At 64.2% G+C, this 20,007-nt stretch carries 13 protein-coding genes; 9 read left to right on the forward strand and 4 right to left on the reverse strand.

Annotation, left to right across the window (positions count from 1 at the left end; genetic code table 11):
• Window positions 1-72: 72 nt before the first annotated feature.
• The 5 genes from BV453_RS07315 to BV453_RS07335 all read left to right on the forward strand — a co-directional run bounded on the left by BV453_RS07315 (window position 73) and on the right by BV453_RS07335 (window position 7,981).
• Window positions 73-1,365: a hypothetical protein gene (locus BV453_RS07315; protein WP_249521238.1), complete on the forward strand. Its 1,293-nt coding sequence runs from the start codon at window positions 73-75 to the stop codon at window positions 1,363-1,365.
• Between the two features lie 116 nt (window positions 1,366-1,481).
• Window positions 1,482-1,988, forward strand: a complete 507-nt coding sequence (locus BV453_RS07320; protein WP_249521239.1) for an HNH endonuclease — start codon at window positions 1,482-1,484, stop codon at window positions 1,986-1,988.
• Window positions 1,988-3,163: a DUF6361 family protein gene (locus BV453_RS07325; RefSeq protein ID WP_249521240.1), complete on the forward strand. Its 1,176-nt coding sequence runs from the start codon at window positions 1,988-1,990 to the stop codon at window positions 3,161-3,163. Before BV453_RS07320 ends, BV453_RS07325 begins: the two co-directional genes overlap by 1 nt.
• Window positions 3,156-4,931, forward strand: coding sequence for a phospholipase D family protein (locus BV453_RS07330; protein WP_249521241.1), 1,776 nt, complete (start codon window positions 3,156-3,158; stop codon window positions 4,929-4,931). Before BV453_RS07325 ends, BV453_RS07330 begins: the two co-directional genes overlap by 8 nt.
• Window positions 4,928-7,981, forward strand: a complete 3,054-nt coding sequence (locus BV453_RS07335; RefSeq protein ID WP_249521242.1) for a helicase-related protein — start codon at window positions 4,928-4,930, stop codon at window positions 7,979-7,981. The genes BV453_RS07330 and BV453_RS07335 overlap by 4 nt, the downstream gene beginning before the upstream one ends.
• A gap of 47 nt (window positions 7,982-8,028) precedes the next feature.
• Here BV453_RS07335 and BV453_RS16735 read toward each other — a convergent pair whose 3' ends face one another.
• Genes BV453_RS16735 through BV453_RS07350 form a run of 3 tightly spaced genes read right to left on the reverse strand, consistent with a single transcriptional unit; the run spans window position 8,029 to window position 12,886 of the window.
• Entirely contained in the window at window positions 8,029-9,216 is a 1,188-nt protein-coding gene (locus BV453_RS16735) for a GIY-YIG nuclease family protein (RefSeq protein WP_249521243.1), read from the reverse strand.
• Window positions 9,213-11,198, reverse strand: coding sequence for a DEAD/DEAH box helicase (locus BV453_RS07345; protein WP_249521244.1), 1,986 nt, complete (start codon window positions 11,196-11,198; stop codon window positions 9,213-9,215). The genes BV453_RS16735 and BV453_RS07345 overlap by 4 nt, the downstream gene beginning before the upstream one ends.
• On the reverse strand, window positions 11,195-12,886 hold the full coding sequence (locus tag BV453_RS07350) for a DNA methyltransferase (RefSeq protein WP_249521245.1): 1,692 nt from the start codon (window positions 12,884-12,886) through the stop codon (window positions 11,195-11,197). Before BV453_RS07350 ends, BV453_RS07345 begins: the two co-directional genes overlap by 4 nt.
• A gap of 29 nt (window positions 12,887-12,915) precedes the next feature.
• Between BV453_RS07350 and BV453_RS07355 the strand changes: the two genes are divergently transcribed.
• Genes BV453_RS07355 through BV453_RS07370 form a run of 4 tightly spaced genes read left to right on the forward strand, consistent with a single transcriptional unit; the run spans window position 12,916 to window position 18,641 of the window.
• Window positions 12,916-14,328, forward strand: coding sequence for a tyrosine-type recombinase/integrase (locus BV453_RS07355; RefSeq protein WP_249521246.1), 1,413 nt, complete (start codon window positions 12,916-12,918; stop codon window positions 14,326-14,328).
• Complete coding sequence (locus BV453_RS07360; protein ID WP_249521247.1) at window positions 14,325-16,142, forward strand: hypothetical protein; 1,818 nt, start codon at window positions 14,325-14,327, stop codon at window positions 16,140-16,142. Before BV453_RS07355 ends, BV453_RS07360 begins: the two co-directional genes overlap by 4 nt.
• On the forward strand, window positions 16,139-18,238 hold the full coding sequence (locus BV453_RS07365) for a site-specific integrase (RefSeq protein ID WP_249521248.1): 2,100 nt from the start codon (window positions 16,139-16,141) through the stop codon (window positions 18,236-18,238). Before BV453_RS07360 ends, BV453_RS07365 begins: the two co-directional genes overlap by 4 nt.
• On the forward strand, window positions 18,231-18,641 hold the full coding sequence (locus BV453_RS07370; protein ID WP_249521249.1) for a hypothetical protein: 411 nt from the start codon (window positions 18,231-18,233) through the stop codon (window positions 18,639-18,641). The genes BV453_RS07365 and BV453_RS07370 overlap by 8 nt, the downstream gene beginning before the upstream one ends.
• 15 nt (window positions 18,642-18,656) lie before the next feature.
• Here BV453_RS07370 and BV453_RS07375 read toward each other — a convergent pair whose 3' ends face one another.
• The gene (locus BV453_RS07375) at window positions 18,657-20,006 is read right to left on the reverse strand and encodes a cyclic GMP-AMP synthase DncV-like nucleotidyltransferase (RefSeq protein WP_249521250.1); all 1,350 of its coding nucleotides are present in this window, start codon (window positions 20,004-20,006) and stop codon (window positions 18,657-18,659) included.
• Window position 20,007 lies beyond the last annotated feature (1 nt).

Here is a 20,007-nt window from a genome sequence, read left to right on the forward strand (position 1 = left end):
GCTGCATACGTACGTCCCCGGTTTAGGCCATCATCGTGAGAGGCCCACTAGCGGGCCGACGACGAACGGGGCATGAGGATGGACGACGGGGACCTGTCCGAGATTGAGTTGGTCATCGACGGGGATGGGATCTCCCTGATCGGCCGGCGCGAACCAGTCGAGGAGTTTTTTGAGGCCAATGGACTACGGTCTCGCGAGCTGGATCTGTCCAAGCTCAAGACCGCGTTCGGAGCCGGGGCGGCTGTCACGAAGGCCGGCTCCGAGATAGCGGCGAACTCGGGGCGCTGGATGAAGCTGACCGAAGAGTCGTGGGCGGCCGCCCAAAAGCTACCCAAGGTAACCAACTCGTCGAGCGGAAACCTCCATGCAGCTCTTCGGGCACCTAATGGTCAGTTCGCGAAGAACCTGCAGTTCCTCAAGACACCGAGGTCGATCCTCACAAACCCTGCGATGCTCGCTGGTGTGGCCGGAATCATGGCACAGGTTGCGATGCAACAGACCATGGACGAGATCACTGACTACCTCGCCGCAATCGATCAGAAGGTCGATGACGTACTGCGCGCGCAGAAGGACGCCGTGCTCGCGGACATCATCGGCGTAGACATGATGCTCGAAGAGGCACTCACGATCCGCAAGGAGGTCGGCGGCGTCTCCGAGGTGACCTGGTCGAAAGTGCAAGCGTCCTCGATGACGATCGCCCGCACGCAGGCATACGCCTTAAGGCAGATCGAGGCATTGGCGGGGAAGCTCCAAAGCAAGTCTGTCAACGAACTGGCTGACTCGTCCAAGAAGATCGATGGCGAGGTACAGGAATGGCTCGCCGTCCTCGCACAGTGCTTCTATTTGCAGGAGGCGACGGGGGTGATCGAACTCGACCGTGTCCTGCAGACCTCCCCCGAGGAACTGGAGCAACACCGAGTCGGCCTGCAAACAGCTCGCGCAAAGCGCGCGGAACTGATCACTCGGACCACGCGACAGCTCCTCGACCAGGTCGACGAGGCCGCAACTCTGGCGAACTCGAAAGTCCTGTTCAACCCGATCGAGTCTCCGGCCATCGTCCGTTCCAGAAACAAAGTGACCGACTCTGTCGGCACCTTCCACGAGCGACTCGGGATCGAGGGGGCAGCGGAGGTGCGGGAGTCGAGACGCTGGTCGACGGCGGCCACGGATACCCGCGACGATCTACTCAAGGCCGGTGCGGACGGATTGGACGCCGCGTGGCGCATCGGCGCGGAGGGCATCCAGGTTGCCGGGCGGGTCGGCGCCGAAAGCGTGGACAAGGCAAAGGAGATCGCTGGATCCTTCGCAGACCTCGCTGGACGCGCTTTTCGTCGGCGTCCACCGAAAGACACGGCGGGCGAGTGAGTGACGAGGCGGGGCACAGGACTGGCGAATTGACCGCAAAGACATTCCTCAGCACGTTCGCGATGCCGAAACCCGTGCGGATTACGGGTCGGAGTTCGAGCATTACAAACTCATTCGTGAACGGCATCATCCCTGTTGTCCCGCCAACCGAGGCAGAGGTTCGCGCAGCCCTCGAGACCCTCGGCATGCTCGATCGCGTGAGCTGCAGCTACTGCGGCGACACCAGCACGGAATGGGACCATCTTCGTCCTCTGGTGAGCAACCAGCGGCCGACGGGATACATTTCCGAGATCCACAATCTCGTACCCGCCTGCGGCAAGTGCAACCAGAGCAAGGGCAACAAGGATTGGCTGACCTGGATGCGCAGCTCGGCCCCGCTCTCTCCGAGATCTCGGGGTGTCGCTGACATCGAAGATCGCATCGCTCGCCTACAGGAGTACGAGCGCAGGGCATCCCCGACTCGTGTCGACTTTGAAGCGGCCGTCGGCCCCGAGCTGTGGCAGCGGCACTGGGCGCACCACAAGCACCTGCTGGAGCTGATGCGCGTGGCCGATCAGGACGCGCAGGAGATCAGAACCCGCGTGCGGGAGGCCCATGAGGCCAAGAGACAGGCAGCGCCCTGATGGCGTCCGTGATCACATGGCTCGACGTGTCGGCAGACGAGCAGCGACGGATGCGGGAACTCGCGGCGATGTTCACGCAACGAGACAGCCGAGATGAGCTGGGCATCGGGCAGCTCCGCGACGGCATCAGCGACGCCCTGTTCCCTGGCACGTCCACCCTGCACACCCGCGCCCGCTATCTGCTGTTCGTGCCGTGGTGCTTCCAGTACGCCGCACAGTCGAGGTCACGAGTGAAGGGTGGCACGCGCCAGCCCGATGCGACCGAGCTGGAGCTGATCGAGACCCTGCGGTTCTCGCCGGATGCGGACGGTCTGCTCGGCGAGCGTGCCGGCCGGGACCTGCAGACCCTGCCGTCCTCGGTGTATTGGTCGATGCTGCAGCGGTACGGCATCCTCACCCGGCCGGCGAGCCGTGCGGAGGCGTTCGAGGCGTCGAACCCCCACGTGCACGTCGACGACGACGGCCTGACGACGTCCACCTCCCTCTGGTCTGCCCCACCGATCCCGAAAGGGTTCCCCGACGAGGTGGCTGACGGGTTCGCGCTGACCGCCGATGAGGCGAGCTGGCTGCGGGATCGCGTGCTCGAGCACGCACCCGGCACTCTTCTGGCGCATCTCGTGCAGCACCGGCCGGAGGACGACCGCCGGGCTCCGTGGGAGGACGCGGTCGCGACCCGAGCACCGCAACGGGCTGCAAGGGTCCTGCGCCATGCGCAGCATTTCGCGACGATCCTCCACGGCGCGCAACTGCTCTACAACCTGCTCCTCGCCGAGGAAGCGGACCGTGCAGAGCTCCGCGGCGACTACCGTGATCGCCTCGCCCGGTGGCCCGCGGAGCTCGCGGCGGGCTACGACGAGTGGCGTCTCGATGACCTGCTCGCCGTCCTCCGGGAGGAACGGGGCAGTAGGCTCCCGGTCGCACCCGCCGCGCAGCGGTTCGTGCAGAACTGGACCACCCTCCTGCAGCGCAGCGATCCGGGCTCGATCGCCGATCTCCCGGAAGCTCGATCGATGATCCGAGAGCGGGAGAAGATCAAGGGTGCGAAGACGCGTCTGGGCAACCCGCGGCGGCTCGAGACGTGGAAGGGGGCGTCGGGGAGCGCTCTGCTGACGTTCCGTTGGGCGACCGTTCGGCAGTTCGCCCGCGACATCCACGAGGGGCTGGCTCGTGCTTGAACCCGATTCGCGCTCGCTCCTGTCCGAGCTGCTCCGGCCTCCGGCTGGATTCCACCTGTCACATGCGGTCGGCACGAGCTTCACGATGACCCTCGAAGCGGCCCTGTCGATCCCGCTCGCGTTCGCTGGTGCGGTGGAGGTCGACGACGAGGTCGGCATCCTCGGGGCCGTGCGCCGGGCCACGCAGCGCATCGACCTGTTCGCCCAGGCCGGGTGCCTGGGTCTCGGCACGGCGAGCGAGCTCGTCACGGTGCTCGAGCCGATGGTGCACCCGGTGCGGATGCCGGGGAGCCGCCTGTTCCACCCGAAGGTGTGGTTCCTGGAGTTCGAGCGGAACGAGGAGCGCCGCTACCGATTCGTCTGCAGCAGCCGGAACCTCACGAACGACCGCACGTGGGATGCGGTGATCTCCCTCGACGGCGGGCCCGACGAAGATCTCGATGAGGAGACGGTGCGCTCGAACCACGTGATGGCCGGCCTGCTGCGCTGGCTGGTGGACGACGGTCGGACAGCCCCAGCGCTCGCCCCCGATCGCGCCGACCGGATCGCGCGCCTGGCGGAGGCGTGGGCCGGCATCCGCTGGGAGCATCCGGACCACGTGCGCGCGGTCCGGGTGCACGCCCTCGGAATCGGGCTGCCGTCGAGCGACGCGGGACCGCGTCTCGGCGGCATCCGCACCGCCGTCGTCTCCCCGTTCGTCACCGATGAGGGCGTCCGGCTTCTGCGGTCCCGGCCGGGCGGCGAGACGACGCTGCTCAGCCGCCCGGAGGCGCTGGATCGGTTGCAGCCCGAGACGCTGCAGGGGCTCTCGCTGCGCGTGCTCGACGAGATGGTGGATCAGGCGCTCGCCGACGCCGAGACCTCGGCGGTCGCTGCCGGAGAGCTGCGGGGGCTGCACGCGAAGATCGTGGTGCACGACCACGCGCACAAGCAGTCGACACTGCTCGTGGGGTCGGCGAACGCCACTGGGCCAGCCTGGTCGAACAACGTCGAGGTGATGGTCGAGGCCGAGGGGCCGAAGTCGCACCTCGGGGTCGAAGCAGTGCTCGGATCGCTTGCTCCGCTGATCGAGGAGTACACCACGGCGGGCGGCGCCCAGAGCAGCCAGGACGAGGAGGCCGACCGTCGGCTGGAGAGTGCGCTGCGGGAGCTCGCCCGCGCCCGGCTCGTAGTTCAGGTGAACGCGGAGGGCGAATACACGGTCACGGTGTGGGCGGAGGGTGCGCAGGTGGTGGACGACCGGTTCACGCTGAGCTGGCGGATGCTGTCTCAGCCGGATCCGATCCCCGGGCCTCTGCCGAACGCAGACGCCCCCTACGAGTCCACGGCCCTGCGCCTGGAGCAGATCACTCCGTTCGTGGTGATCGCACTGACGGACGGCGACGGCCGCCGACGCGAAACCCTGGTGGTCGCGGACCTGCTCGACGACGTGCCGGGCCGGGGCGACGCGATCGTCGCCGCTCACCTCACTGAGCCCGGGGCGGTGGCGCGTTTCATACGGCTCATGCTGCAAGACGGGAACCTCACGTCGATCGGCACCGGCGGGGGCGGGGGCGCGTTCTCCTCGGCGTTCGGTGCGGGGGTCGCGGAGAACGGTGCCGGACTGTTGGAGCTTCTCGTGCGGGCGTCGGCCACGAACCGGTCGGGGCTCGTGGACGTGGAGCGGGTGCTTCGGCACGTGCCGGAGGATGCGCGCGGCAACGCTCTGCCGCCGGGCTTCGCCGAGGTGTGGGCGGCAGTCACGGAAGCGGCGGGTGTGGAACGATGACGGGTCTCGACGTCGACGCGGTGATGCGCGGGCTCAAGGGCTTCCAGCAGGACGCGGTAGAGCATGTGATCGACCGTTTCTACGGGTCAGGGCGCGCGAACGGCAGCGGGCGGTTCCTCGTCGCCGACGAGACCGGGTTGGGCAAGAGCGTGATCGCGCGGGGGATCATCGCCAGGGCCATCCAGGAGTTGAACGAGGTCGACGCGGTGAAGCGCATCGACATCGTGTACATCTGCAGCAACGCCGACCTCGCCAATCAGAACCTGCAGCGCCTGAACGTCACCGGCGACAAGCACCTCGCGATGGCGACGCGGCTCACGCTGTTGGCGCGGGAGAGCCGAAAGCTCGCTGCCCCCGACGACACGAGCCGCAAGAAGGTGAACCTCGTCTCCTTCACGCCAGGCACGTCGTTCAAGGAGGGCGGCTGGCGGTCGGGCAACGGCGACGAGCGGGCGCTGCTGTGTGTCCTGGCGGAGGATGCGCTCGGGGTCGACGAGGACGCGCCGACGCGCTGGCTCTTCCAGGGGGCGGTGCAGTCGGAGAGGAACTTCGCGTGGCGGGTGCGGTGGACGCGGGACCGTCTGGGCGAGAACGGCGCCGATCCCGAGATCGCCGGTCGGTACCAGCAGGCGATTCTGAAGCGCGGCCTGTGGGCGCGGTTCCTCGAGCTCCGCGAAGAGGTCCGTGTCCTAGGCGAACGCCCGACCCGCGGTCGACTGTGGCACGAGGTGATGGAGCTTGTCGCGAAGCTGCGTCGGCATCTGGCACGTGCAGGGGTGGATGCGCTGCAACCCGATCTGGTTATCCTCGATGAGTTCCAGCGCTTCCGCCCGCTCCTCGATCCGACGACCGAGGGCGGTGAGCTCGCCCACGACCTCTTCAACGCCGAGGGCGCCAAGGTCCTGCTTCTCTCGGCGACGCCCTTCAAGCCGTACACGACGCAGGCTGAGGTCGGGGAGGACCACCACGCCGATTTCCTCAAGCTCATCGAGTTCCTCACCGACGAGGACGCCGTCCGTGTCAGGTCGGTCAAGGATGCGCTCGACGCGCACCGTCTCGCGATGATCACCGACGGCGATGCCGCAGCATCCGCTCGCCGGGTGCGGGAGGTGCTGCTTCCGTACCTGTCGCGGTCGGAGCGGCCCCCACTCGCGCGCAACCAGGACATGGTGATCGACCGGCCGCTGGACGGCGGGGTGCCGACGGCCGCGGAGATCACCGACTGGGCGGCACTGCATCGGCTCGGCACCTACATCGGGGCGCGGGTGGATCTGGAGCAGTGGAAGTCGATCCCGTATTTCGCCTCGTTCATGGACACGTACAAGTCGGGGAGCAGTGTTCGGGAGGCACTCGACCGGGACGATGTCACGGTCCGCGAGCTGCTCGCTGTGACCAGGGGCCTGACGAGGGACGACGTGAGTGCGCGGGAGGAGCTCGATCTCGGCAACGGGCTGCTGCGCGCGCTGGCCGCCGACACGATCGGACGCGGGTGGTGGAAGCTGCTCTGGATGCCGCCGTCGATGCCGTACTTCCGGCCGGGCCCGGTGTTCTCGAGTGTGGGCGATGTCACGAAGCACGTCGTGTTCTCGGCGTGGAACGGGGTGCCGACCGCGGTCGCTGGTCTGCTCAGCCATGAGGCGGCTCGCCACGCGTATGCGGGTTCGGACCTGTCGACCGATTCGACGAGCACCCGTCTGACGTGGGCGACGAGCGAGGCGGGGCGGCCGTCGCAGATGAACTCGCTCGCGCTGTTCTGGCCGCATCCGGCGCTGGCCGAGTCGTGGGATCCGCTGCGGGCGGCTCGTGAGACCGGCGGGCTCGTCGATGCGGAGGCGTTCACGGCGAGCGCCGCCAGCGACGATGATGCGGCCGAGCCGTCGCATGCCTTCTTCGCGACACCCGGCGCCGTGCCGACCGGCGTGAACGCCCTGTCGATCCTGCGGGTGCTCGATGCGCGGTCTGGTCGTTTCGCGGACTATGTGCGGGCGGCGGTCGAAGCGATGGATCAGGGCCCTCGTGCACACCGTGACCTGGCCCGATTCGGCGCGCACGCTCCGGGGTCGATCGCGTACCGGGCGTTGCGCGGAGCCGCGTCGGCGGATGCGACGGAGGCGGGTGTGTGGCATGCGGCGTGGGTGCTGTCGCTCGGTCTGCGTTCGCTTTTCGCCCGGCCGGACACCGCGGCACTTCTCGACACCGTGGGCGACCCGGGCGCGCACTACTGGAGCGCCGTGCTGGACTACTGCGCGGACGGGAACCTGCAGGCGGTCATCGACGAGTACGTGCACCAGTTGCGCAGCGACCTCGGCGGCCGGCTGCTCGACGACGACGGACTGTGGAAGGTCGCGACGAGTGCGGCGTCGGCGGTGCGGACCAACGCGGCGACGCTGCGCGGGCACGAGGCGACTGCCGAGCGTGCGCAGATCCCGTTCCCGACGAGGTTCGCCGTGCGCTACGGCGGCACCGGCACGGACGCCGATGAGAAGGTCGCGGCGCGTCAGAGCGAAGTGCGAGCCGCGTTCAACAGCCCCTTCGCCCCGTTCGTGCTGGCATCGACGAGCATCGGCCAGGAGGGGATCGACTTCCACTGGTGGAGCCACGCCGTCGTGCACTGGAACCTGCCGTCGAACCCCGTCGACTTCGAGCAGCGCGAAGGCCGGGTGCACCGGTTCATGGGCCATGCCGTGCGCAAGAACGTCGCCGCCGCCCACTGGGAGGACGTGCTGTCCTCGACGGACGGGGCGTGGGACGCCGCGTTCACTGCCGCGCGCGCGTCACCCGAGACCGAGCGGCTGGGACAGTTCGCGCCGTGGTGGGTCTACGAAGGGGACGCCCGGATCCACCGGCGTGTTGCCTCGTTCACGTTGAGCAGGGATCACGAGAAGTACGAGCGGTTGCTGGACGCCTTGACCCTGTACCGCCTCACCCTCGGGCAACCCCGACAGGAGGACATGCTGCGGTTGATGACGCAGGGTGGCGAGGAACGCGACCTTACGGCGGGGGCGATCGATTTGCGGCCACCGACCACGCACGCTTGGGTTACACGATGATCCCGAGGCAGGATTTCGTTTGAACCACGGGGGAAGGGGCTCCGGGCTTACTCAGGAAGTCGCACCAGCTTCTGCTGCACCTTGTCGTAGCCGTAGTCGACGATCTCACCGGACATGATCATCGCGACGGCCTCGTTTATAACATCGCGCGGAACGACGAACCACTCGGACGGGTCGTAGTCGCGTCCCTTCCGGTCGGTCTGCGTCAGGTCGAGGCGGACATCGGCGAATACCCGATGCAGCAGGTTCTCAAGCGCTGATGCCTTGAGGTTGTACACCCGGTAATCCGCAACGATCTTCACCGGTGCCATCAGGTACGTCGGCGACGTTGCCGCGCTCTTGACCCGTTGTTCGACACTCGTGGTTGAGAAGCCGATCTTGTGGAGGTCCTTGATGTTGGCGATGAGCGGATCGGTACTGAGTGATTGCAGCACGTATATGTGGCCGCCTTCGACGTCCGCATCAAGAATGTCGCTGGCGTCGTGCCCGGTGCGCGCCAGGACCTGCCCCTGTGTCTCATACATGCGGGTTTGGAGGCTCTTGTCGTACATCGCGGATTCGGTGCCGTTCTCGAACACCAAGCGCAGGCGTTGCTTCTTGCGGGATTCGCCGCCGATGACAAGGTCGACCTTCTCGCCGACCTCGGCGACGAAGCACATCACGCCGTTGAGGACGAAGAACACACCCTCCCGGATCAGGTCCATACCGGTGAAGGGCTTCAGCGTGAAAGTTCCATCGGCGAGCTCTGCGTGCTTCGCTTTGAACAGCGGCTCAAACTGTTCAAAGTCCTTAGCCTTCACGCGCTGTGCGACTGACTCGGCGGACTCTGGCCGCTTGATCACCGGCAAGCCAGACACGTCGAGGATCCCCGCGTCATCGCCCAGCAAATCGTCGAGATCGTCGCTCTCGAGCAGCTCATCGAGCGACGCTGGCGCTGCAGGTGCTTCGAGCAGGCCGAACTCGTCGAGGTGCTTCACCGCTTCAGCTTTCGCCTCATTGGCGAGAAAGCCGTCCAACCGCGCACCGAGCTTGCGCTCGGCGATCTCACGCGTCTGTGAGCTGGGCACCCGCCCCTTACTACGCCGGAACTCGACGATCTCGAGAAAGGCGCGCTCCAGGCGGTCGGATGACGTGATCTTCTTCGGCTTCTCCGGGGCGTTTAGCAGCTCGTCGTCGAGGATGTCGTCGATTGTGAGGACCGCGTTCTCGTTGAACGTGAAATCGATCGGAGTCACGACGGCTCCCCCATCTCTGTCGCTGCCTTCTCGGCCTCGCGATTCTGCTTCAGCTTCTGCAGGAACAGCAGCGCCGCGGCCATGCGCTTCTCCGCAGGGTCATCCGAGCGCAGATCGGGGCGCTTGCCGTTGACCTGCACCCAGGTCTTGATCTTCGGGTAAAGTGCCAGCGCCTCCTCCTCCGAGAACTCGATTTTCGTCGAGGTGATCGTGTCTTGGATCAAGCGCAGCACCGACGGCGTAACCGACTTCGACAGCACCTCGAACGCCCGCTGGAACGGGTTCACCGAGTCGATGAGGTTGATGTTCAGCTCGTCGATGTTCACGAACTTCTCGGCCATCTTGATGAACCGCTTGTCACCGACTTCGCGGACTTCGCCGTTTTTGATCACCGAGTCAACGACGACTTGCTGACGAACTTCCTCGACCTGCTCCTCGGTGAGGTCGGGATATTTCTCCCGGATGATCTTCGGAATCAGTACCTTGTTGGTCGTTTCTGCGTCGACGGAGCCCGCGGCTGCCCGGGCGAAGGTGTCGTCCTGCAGGATCGTTGCCTTCAGGTCGTTCAGGTCCGTCGCGACGATCTGCTTCACGCGGTCGCTCGAGGGCTCCTTGAAGCCCTTGATTTTGAGCTCGCCCTTCTTCGCCGGCTCGTCGTCGTCGAACTTTTTCGTTTTGAAGTTGAAGTTCGGCGCGAGCACCTGCTCCATAAGAAGAGACGCCGTGATTGCCTTGAGCATGTTGTTCACTGACACCTTGACCTCGCCCTGCGAGGCATCGGGCTCGGCGATGAGGTTCGTGAATTGCGAATGCATCTTGCCCGGGCTGTCACGGGTGACTCGTCCGATGATCTGGATCACCTCGGTGAGGGAAGCCCGGTAGCCGACCGTCAGGGCGTGCTCGGCAAAGGGCCAGTCGAAGCCCTCCTTCGCCATACCCAGCGCGATGATGATGTCGACCCCATCGCGTTCCTTCGACGCGGTGTGGGACAAGTAGTGCAGCGTGTCGCCACGCTTCTTCTGATCGGTGTCGTCGACAAGGTCCGCGACCCGCACGATCTCGCCAGTGTCCTCGCGACGCACGCTGATGATTCCCGTGTCGGGGTCCGTCGATTCGACGTGCCCGATGGCGTCGATGATCCGGCCGACCTCCTCGATCTTGTCCTTCGTCGACTCGCCGGAGTTCACGCTCGGGATGTGCACGATCGTCTTCTTGTCGAGGTCGAGCACCTCGTGGATCGCGTCGGTGTACCGCCCCTGGTAGAAGTGGTGCCCGATGCCGAGCGACCGCAGATACTCGTAGCCGTTGAGCTGGTCGTAGTAGTTGAACGTGACGGGCGTGAACTTCGCCTCGTCCTCAGGCGACAGCACCGGCACCGAGTCCCCACGGAAGTACGACCCCGTCATCGCCACGATGTGGACGTCCGATCCGTTCATCACGTCACGCAGCAGAGCTCCCAGCCGTGACGTCTCCGTGTCGGCAGAGACGTGATGGAACTCGTCGATCGCCAGCACCGTGCCGTTGAACGACTCCGGGGCCAGCTTCTCGAATGCGAAGCGCAGCGTCGCGTGGGTGCACACGAGCACCGCGTCAGGGCCCTCGAGGAACTCGATGAACGCGTCGACCTTGCCGGCCGACGAGCCCGCGTCGCACAGGTTGTGATCGTCCTTGATCTCCCAGTCCGCCCAGAATCCATGCTTGGTCAGCGCCGTTGACGCGAATGACGCACCGATCGAGCGCTCCGGCACCGCAACGATGACCTTCTTGCGGCCCTGATTGTAGAGCTTGTCCAGCGCCACGAACATCAGCGCGCGCGACTTACCCGACGCCGGCGGGGCCTTCACCAGCAGGTGCTGGGCGTCACGCTGCTCAAAGACGCGCTGCTGCATCTCACGCATCCCCAGCGCGTCCGTGTTCACCGACGCCTTCGTCTGCGCGTACGTGACATCGACGATGTTTACGGGCTTGTTGATCGCATTCACTTCGCAGTCCTCCGGGTCTTCTTCGCTGGGGGCGTCGAGGCCTCCTGTGCGGTCATGCGCTCGTACAGCGCGAATAGATCCGACAGGCGCTGCTCGTCGGTCTCGTACCGTGTCTTCGAATAAATCGAGTCGACCAGCGCATCGATCGCCGCGTGCGCATCGCGGAGATCCTGCGGCATCTTGTCCGGGTCGTAGAGCTCGGCCAGCGTCTGTTCGCAGTGGTACTCGCGCACGTCGAGGACTCGCAGCGCCGCGACCGTGAGCTTCTCCTTGATCTTCTCGGAGAGCGGCGGCACGGGGAAGTTGTTGTACACAATCGTGTTCGAGTACCGAAGCCGAGTCTCCAACTGGCCGCCCACTGCGCGGGTCCATGCCATGTGCATGCGTGCGGTCAAGAGTGCAAACAACCAAGGCTGAGCGTCGTACACCGCATAGGCAAGGTTCGAGACGACCGTCTCGGGGCCGACGTAACCAACCGGGATGTACTGTCGCCGCTCGGACGAGACGCTCGGGACGACAATCGCGTCGGTCGGCTTGTAGCTGATCTGCACAAATCTATGCGGCTGTGCCGCGAACGCCGCTGTGCTTGCAGCCTTGCTGTCGGCTCGCTCATCGGCCACGCGTCGAAGTCGACCCCCCACAGAAGGAATCTCGCGCGCGGTCGCGGCTTCACGATCTGTGATCCAGAGACAGTACCGCTCGCCACCGTTGATCACTTCAGACGAGCCAACGTATCGCTTGATGAACGGCTCAGCTGTGGGATCGCTCGACAGCATCTCTGCCCGCTCACTGGCCGACAGAATGAGCCCGCCGCCGTCGCGAGGCATTGACCCGAACGCCATTTCGGGGAGCGGCCCGAGCGGCGTCTTGCGCCTTTCGATGGCGATCATCGCACCGTCCGTGAGATAGCCGTTGATGGTGTGCGCCGCGATCTGTCGATCACCCGTATAGATGTACTTCGGATCAGCCGACGTACTCCGCAGGCCGATCACCGCAACCGTCACACCCGCGTTGCGCTTCGCGTTGTTCTCCCATTTGAACGACGTGTAGGCAAACCCAATCTCAATACCTTTCGCGAAGATCATCGGGAACATCAGGCCGACGTGTTCGCCCTGCGCGACCGAGTTCGTCGTGACGAACGCCAGAGCGGCCGACGAACCCTCGATGTAGTCGCTTCCTTTGACGAACCAGAGGGCGATGTAATCGAGGTTCTTCGAGTACGGGCGACCTCTGAAAACGAAGTCGTAGTCCGCCTTCTGATCCTTCGTCTGCGTCTTTGCACCGGCGTAGGGCGGGTTGCCGATCAGGTAGATCTCCGACTCTCCGTCGTTCGGACAGACCGCGTTCCAGTCCACCCGCGTTGCGTTGCCCACCTTGATCTGCCCCGTTTCCTTCAGCGGGATCAGGGGGATCTCGACACGAAACTTCTCGCGGAACTCCCGGTTCATCTGGTGCTTCGCGATCCACAGCGAGAGGATTGCCACCTCGACGGCAAAGTCGTCGATCTCGATGCCGTAGAAGTTCTCGATGCTGATCTTCGAGTCCGCCCAGAGCACCTGGTGCGAGGAACTCAGCTCGGCGAGCCGCTCGAGGATCGCGTGCTCGAGCTTGCGAAGCTCCTTGTATGCGATAACGAGGAAGTTGCCCGACCCACACGCAGTTATGTGTAGGTTCGGACGGTGTCTCAATCGAGCACTCGGACACCTACCGGAGAACCATGCAGCTGCGTTTCGTCGACCACAACCTCGCCACTACGAATGACCTCGACGAACGAATCCGCGACGCCTACTCGAGAGCTCACGCACTTCCCGACGGCATGCCTGTGCTCCTCGACGATCGATGGCGCCCGATTGAGCCCTGGCTCACCTATTTCCGGGTGGTCGCGTCCTCCACAGGGAGATCGACTGTGCGCGACTACGCATACGATGCACTCCGCTTCGCCACGTTCCTCGAGTCCCGTGGCACTGATGTTGTGCATGCGTCCGACCAGGACATCGTCGCGTATCGCGAATGGCGGCAAGGTGGCAACGGAAGTCCTGTGTCGGCCGCAACGTGGCAGCGGGACGTCGTCGTAATTCGGGGCATTTACCAGCTACTCATGCAGACCGGGCAGATTCGTCGCGAGCCGTGGATCACGATTGGGCGATCGTCTGCTTTGCGCATCCCGTGGCGGAGCGAGCCCGACATTCGACCGTTGACCCGCGCGCAATGGGCCGCCTTCCATGACGTCGGGCTCGGCGGGCGGACCACGAGCAGCGAACTCGACGCAAGTTGGCGAGGCCGGACCAGCCTGCGTTCGCAGGCTGGCGCGCAGGTCGCCGTGACCACAGGGATGCGGATCGGTGAGTTCTCGACGCTCCTGGATGTCGAGCTGCCGTCGCCAACGAACGCTGGCGCTTCCGTCCTCCTCGAAGCATGCGCGAAGTATCAGAAGCGGAGACGCGTGCATGTTCCGAGTGCAACCCTGCGCGCAGTCGATCTCTATCGCCAAACCGAGCGTCGATCAATCGTTCGCGCTTCCGCTAACTCGCTCTGGTCGCGGAGGGAAGAGTTGTTCATGGTCGACGAGCTCGACGTTTCAGCGGGCATCGTCCGCGGGCGACTGGGCGGACGCGCTTCGAGATGGCGTCTGCATTTGCTCCCACCCCACTTGCGGCGGATTGCGGTGATCGAGCGCGCCCACGGGCTCGAAGCCCTGGGCCTTTTCCTCGGCCGGGGCGGGCTGCCGATCAGCCGGCGGGCCTGGCATGCGACCTTTGCGGCGGCAAGCCGCCGCACGCTGGAGCTCGCCTCGAACGAGATGGGTGATCGTCGAGCTCGGATTACCCCGCACGACTTGCGGCATACGTTCGCTGTTGTTCTTCTGAAGGCGCTGACGGACGTCGCGCTCGCACGGGAAGCTGACCGGCGGAAGGGCAATCTCGGGCCCGCAACGCTGTCGGAGCACATCGCCATCAATCCGCGATTGACCGTGCAGAGGCTGCTCGGTCATTCGAACCCGGCTACGACGATGGTCTACCTGCGCTATATCGAGGACACGGACGCACTCGTCCAGGACGTGTTCGAAAGCTGGAGCGACGCTTCTACGACTTTCGCCGACGCCGTGCTCGCAGAACGGAGCACCGTATGACCAGCATCGATCTTTCGCCCCGTTCCATGACTTTCACCGTCAGGTCAACGAGTATCGACGGAACGCTTTCCCCTGTCCATTTCGATCACCCCGTCCTGGCAGCCGAGCTGTCGGATGCGTTGATCAACATGCGAAGGACGTTCGCGCTGGCCGACGGCACCGCCTATCACTACCGTGTGACGATCATCAATCTGCTCCGTTCGCTGACTAAAACTTGCCCGCGAACCGTGAGTCTCACTTCCGACGACCGTCGGATCGTCAATGCGTTCCATGAATGGGAGTCAGGCCTCGCCGCTGCATACCCCGCCGAGAGCAATGCACCACGCGCGCACGGAGGACGCATCCGGCGCCTGATCCGGATGCATGCCGTGAGCGGTCACGAAATTGGTGATGAGGTTGCCCGTTGGGCAAATGGACCGATGCTGCACCAAGCAGGTGAATACACGCCACTCGACGAGTTTTCGAACGCCGAACGCCTCGCGATTCGAGAAGTCTGCCGCACGCGCATCCGCGAACTGGAAACTCGCCTCACAGTCGGAAGGCGAATGCTCGAGGCCGGACAAGACCCCCGTGACGCCGGCTGGAGCAAAGCCGAGAACGTCATCTGGGGCATCCACTATCTCAGCAGCACGGACGGCAAGACCGTCGCATACGAAGCGACGCATGCATGTGAGCGCGGTGATCTCGACGAACTGGACGCGAATTTCAGAACGGACAGGCCACTGCGACCCGGCGGAACGAGCCGCGTAGTCCACCGCCTCATGTCGTACCTCTATCCTTCCAGCGCGGATCTCACAGCGTTCCGAACACTTCTCCAACTCGAAACCGGCGCCGCCCCCGAGGAATGGTCGGGAGTCACGCTGGGAGACATCCAACGCGTGGAGCCAGGCGTCCTGCACATCCGCCTGTTCAAATCGCGTGCCCACCGCACTCGAACCGTACGCTGCACGGTATCCACGTCTCACGACGCGACCGGGTGGCGGTCGGGTGATCTCGTCCAGCGGCTCCTGGCTGCGACGACCACGGCACGGACGCTGGCCGTTACCAACGCGTCGCCAATCGAGAACGCTGCGTTCTTGAGCGTGTACCGGGGTTTGACACGAGATCTCGAGGTACGTCGCGAGTCATTCCGGTCATTCTCTTCGTTGCTGAGGTCGGTTGAACCGGCAGTCTCCACGCCACACGACGCACGCCGATTGCGAAAGACCGTAAAAAGCGTGCGGGCCGCTGTGCTCAAGAGCGCCGATCTCGCGGCAGGCGATGACCACAGCATCGCTGTGTATCAACGCCATTACGCACAGTCAACCACCGTGCACGTGCTGGCCGGCGCGGCGGTCAACGCAGCGCAGCACCAGGTGTTCGACCGACTGCGCGGCCCGATATTCGTGAATGCTCCGGCTATAGCAGTACAAGGCGAAGATCACGCCGAGCTGTCGGCCGCGGCCACAGCTGAGCTGGAGTCCACGTCGACGGATCGCTCCATGAACGTCGCGCACTGCACCTCGCCGTACAAATCGCCCTACAGCGCAGCAGGGCGCCTTTGTGAGCATCGTCCGTCAATGTGCTTTGCATGCCCGAACGCGATCGTGTTCACGGATCACCTACCGCGTATTCTCGCCTACCGCGACATCCTCCATTCCCACCAGAATGAGATGCCCCCAGCGCAGTTCGCTGCCACGCACGGTCAGCAGCTCAGGAACATCGAGCGCATCATCGATGAGTTCACCCCGGCGGAGCAGGAGCGGGCGCAACGTGATCATGAGCTTCATTCCGCCGTGCACATCCCGATCAGTCAACGAGGTGTCCACCTGTGAATCCGATACAACTGCTTCCCGACTCCTCTCCCCTCGTTAGCGATTACTGGCGCGACGGTCAGCAAGTCCTCCTCAACCACCGGACGCAGGAGGCCTACGCCATCCCTGTATTCGGCAATGACTCACGCTGGGACCTGCACGCGCTCGGGTGGAATCCCGCCTCCGGACGTCACTCTGCGGTACTCCTGTTCGATGCACTCCCCGGCGCTTGGAACCTCATCGCTCGCGACCTCGCAATGGCCATGCTCAATCCAGGCCATCAGGTGCTGCGTGATCAGAGCCTGTATCTGAGCGCGACCCCCGTGCACGTCAAGACAATCCGGTCCCGACTCGAAGGCCTCAAGAAATACGCGACATGGCACGCTGAGAGTCTCGGGCAGCTTCCGCTGCACCAGCTTCAACAGTCGCACCTCGATCGCTTTCTCAGCGAAACCAAGCCAGTCGCGGCCAAATCGACGTTGAGCACAGCCCTCGCAGCTGTGCGAGATCTCCACCGGTACGAAAGGGTCATCACCGGCGGTGGGATTCCATTCCAGCCGTGGGGTGATGCAACCACCACCGCGCTGAGCGGAAAGAAGGTCGGTGCCGAGCTGAGCACCCCGGTGATCCCACCGGTCGTGTGGTGGCCACTGCTCCGCGCATGCTGGCAGTACATCGACGTCTTCTCTCACGACATCTTCGCGGCTGCGGACGAGTGGTCCGCACTCGATCGTCCTGTGGAAGATCGCACGCGGGTGGATGACCCCGACGGGGCGCTCGCGAGGTGGATGGACGAGGCGAGCAGTTCTGTTCCCCTGCACCGTCTGACGTATGGACGATTCCAACGGGGCGAGATCCACTGGACGTTGCTCGCGCTGCTCGTCACCGGCGGCCACAGCAGGAACATGTTCGCGGAAGTCACTTCGCCTGCCGTGATGCGTCGCCGAAACAAGGTGACGCAAGCGATCGCAACAGGCGCGCTCCGGACGACGCCTGGAGGGCTCTTGACCACTGCCGCTGAGGTCGCCCGAGCAGACGGCAGCGTCGGCCCATGGATCGACGGCTTTGATCCAGCAACGATCCGATCCCAACTCAAAATCCTGCGAAACGCATGCTACGTGTTCTGCGCAGCCCTCACGATGATGCGCGACTCTGAGCTGCTGAGCATCAGGAAGGGCGCATTGACCACGTTCTACGGTGCCCCCGCAGTCACCTCGCAACTACGCAAGGGCCGGCGAGGAACCCGTAAACGGAACTGGTGGATCATCGAGCCGGTTGCTCAGGCGATCAGCGTCGCGGAGCGCCTGACTGCTAGCGACGCAGTCTTCGGCTCGAGCCGACTCAACCACCAGAAGGAAGGGCAGCTGGTCACGTTCGACCGGCACGATGAACTGAAGAAGTTCATCGTCCAGCTCAACGCACTGGGGCCGGACGCTGGCCTTGAACCGATTCCGGACTTCCACCTCGCACCACACATGTTTCGCCGCACGATGGCAGTCGTCACGGCTCAGCAGCCGGATGGGGAGATAGCGCTCGGCATCCAACTGAAGCATGCCGCGCGTAGGGCCGTCGCGAACGGAACGACGTCCGGCTATGCGAGCGAGACACCCGAGTGGGCTGCAGAGTTCGAGCACGAACTTCAAGAAGCAGTCGCCTCGCGTCTCGTCGGCATGTGGTCGTCCGGCTCTGCGGACGACATTCGATTGGCCGGCGCAGGCGCCCAGCGCTTTCGAAGCGAGCTCACGCATGTCGAAGAAGAGGCCAGCGCCGCTGTCAGAATCGGAGATGAGCGCATCCTGCGTACGCTCCTCCGAGACCGATTCAGCACCTTGCGGTGGGGAACGATCAACCACTGTCTCGGCGATCCGGAGCAAGCCGCATGCCTCAAAGGTTTGCCCGCGGAAGCCGCTGCTGGCGGCGTGATGCCCAATCGGTGCGTACCGACCGCCTGTGGCAACTCTGTCGTCACCGACGAGCACGCGCCGGTCTGGATCGCCGAGGAGCGTGACCTCGTGGCCAAACTCCGAGATCGGCGTATCGCTCCGCATAATCGCGAGCAACTTGAGGCCGAGCTTCAAGACGTGCGCAAGATCACAAAGAGGTTCACGGATGCCTGACGCCGTAAGCGCATCGGAACGCAAACTCCGCGAAGCGATGGATCGCCTGCTCGCCGGCGCTCCCCTGCGCACAGACGGACGGCTGATCAAGGAGAACCTGTACCGCGAGGCCGAGGTGAGCCGTGCCACGATGAACCGCGCAACGGCTGTCCTCGAGGAATGGAATCGTCAAGTCGTCGGCACGCAACCGCGTGACAAGGAGATCGAGAATCTGAAGCGCCAGCTGAGAGCGCAGCGAGCAGAGATCCGGCTGCTACGTACCCGCGTCAAGGAACTTGAAGTGCAACTCACCATCGCTGCGACCACGGTCGCAGAGCTGCACGTCGAAAACGAGCTGTTGCGCGGTGAGGATCAGAGGCGCAACGTCAGCCCGATTCACACCGGCGCTCGGCGCCCCCGCTGATGCGCGAGATGGGCCCTACTTCCTTGTGATCGTCACGTCCTGAGTATCGGTTGCAACAGCGACGCCGTCCTTGACCACCCACGCCTGAACCCAGTGATTGCCAGGGAAGTTGCTCGTCTCCGTACGGGTAACACCACCTGTAACAATCTGGCCGCGCAAGTTGTTGCGCTCAACTGCCTCGATGCCGGCGTTCCGCACTTTCCAGTAGACGTCATAGGGCGGCTCGACTGTGCAATCCTCAACTGCGAAGCTCAGGCTGCGTCCAATCGGGACATGATTCCCAGTCGCACTCAACGGGCGGAAACGGCCTTTAGCTCGTCGGGTTGACGACATTCGCCCGACCAAACGGAACTGAGCTCGACGGTCGAGACGCACAGGGATTCGAAGATCTCGTTCCATGAATTGCTCGCCCGGCGCTTCCCGCTTCTCGTATGTCTCGAACGGGGCGGCCGAGGCCGCAAACACCAGCGCCGAAGAGCTGGTAACGCCGAACTTGTCCCCGAACACCGCTCGCCACAGATCGACGCTCTCGTCTGCGGGCGCATCGAGTGCGGCCCTCATCTTGCGCGCCCAAGTCTTTACCTGACTCTGCAGGTTCGTGAACCCCGTCTGCGTGAGTCGATTCGCGAGATTCTGACCGATCCGGTCATCGACCCATGGCACCGTCGTCATCGGCCCGATGTAGTCGCTCAAGTCCTCGATCAGTGAGACCAAAGTCGTCGCGACGTTCGTGTAGTCATCGACGCCAGCGAAGCTATGGACTCGCTCGGCCAGGAGAGCGGTCAAGACGACCGAAGCCACGTTCAGCGAACTGCGGTCTCGTAGATACTTCACGAGGCGGATCACTCGGATGAGATGTCCGTTGGTGATCCGCGCTCTGTCCTCAATCCAACTCGTCAGCGCAATGGGATCCTGTCTGATCCATTCATCATCGATTCGATGTGTGATGTACGTGAGGCCATCGGCACGCGTAACAAAGGGCACGACGTCGATGTGAAAGTCATCGGCGTAGTCGATAGTGACGCAGCGCTTACCCAGGGATGTTTTGCCGACGTAGCGGCTGGAGGCTTCGAGGGCCTTCTGCAGCTCTATCGTGTACTTCTTCGGTGCCCAGTCCGTCTGCTCATCCATCGGGAGAAGGACGTCGGCGTCGAAGTCGTTGCCTGTGTACGGCCGGATAATCGTCTTGTGCGCGAACGAGCCCTGTGGGATCACGTCGTCGGCGACGAGATCAGAGAGCGCGGAGTCGTCTGCAAGGTAAGAGTCGAGACTCGAAACACGTGCCTGGAGCGTGTCGACTCGGGTCTGGTTCAGGTTGACGTAGTCCCTAAGAAATGTGTTGAACTCACGAACGCGAGCGGTCATC

Source organism: Microbacterium sp. ER1 (genome assembly GCF_023383675.1).
In the GTDB taxonomy this organism is placed as follows: domain Bacteria; phylum Actinomycetota; class Actinomycetes; order Actinomycetales; family Microbacteriaceae; genus Microbacterium.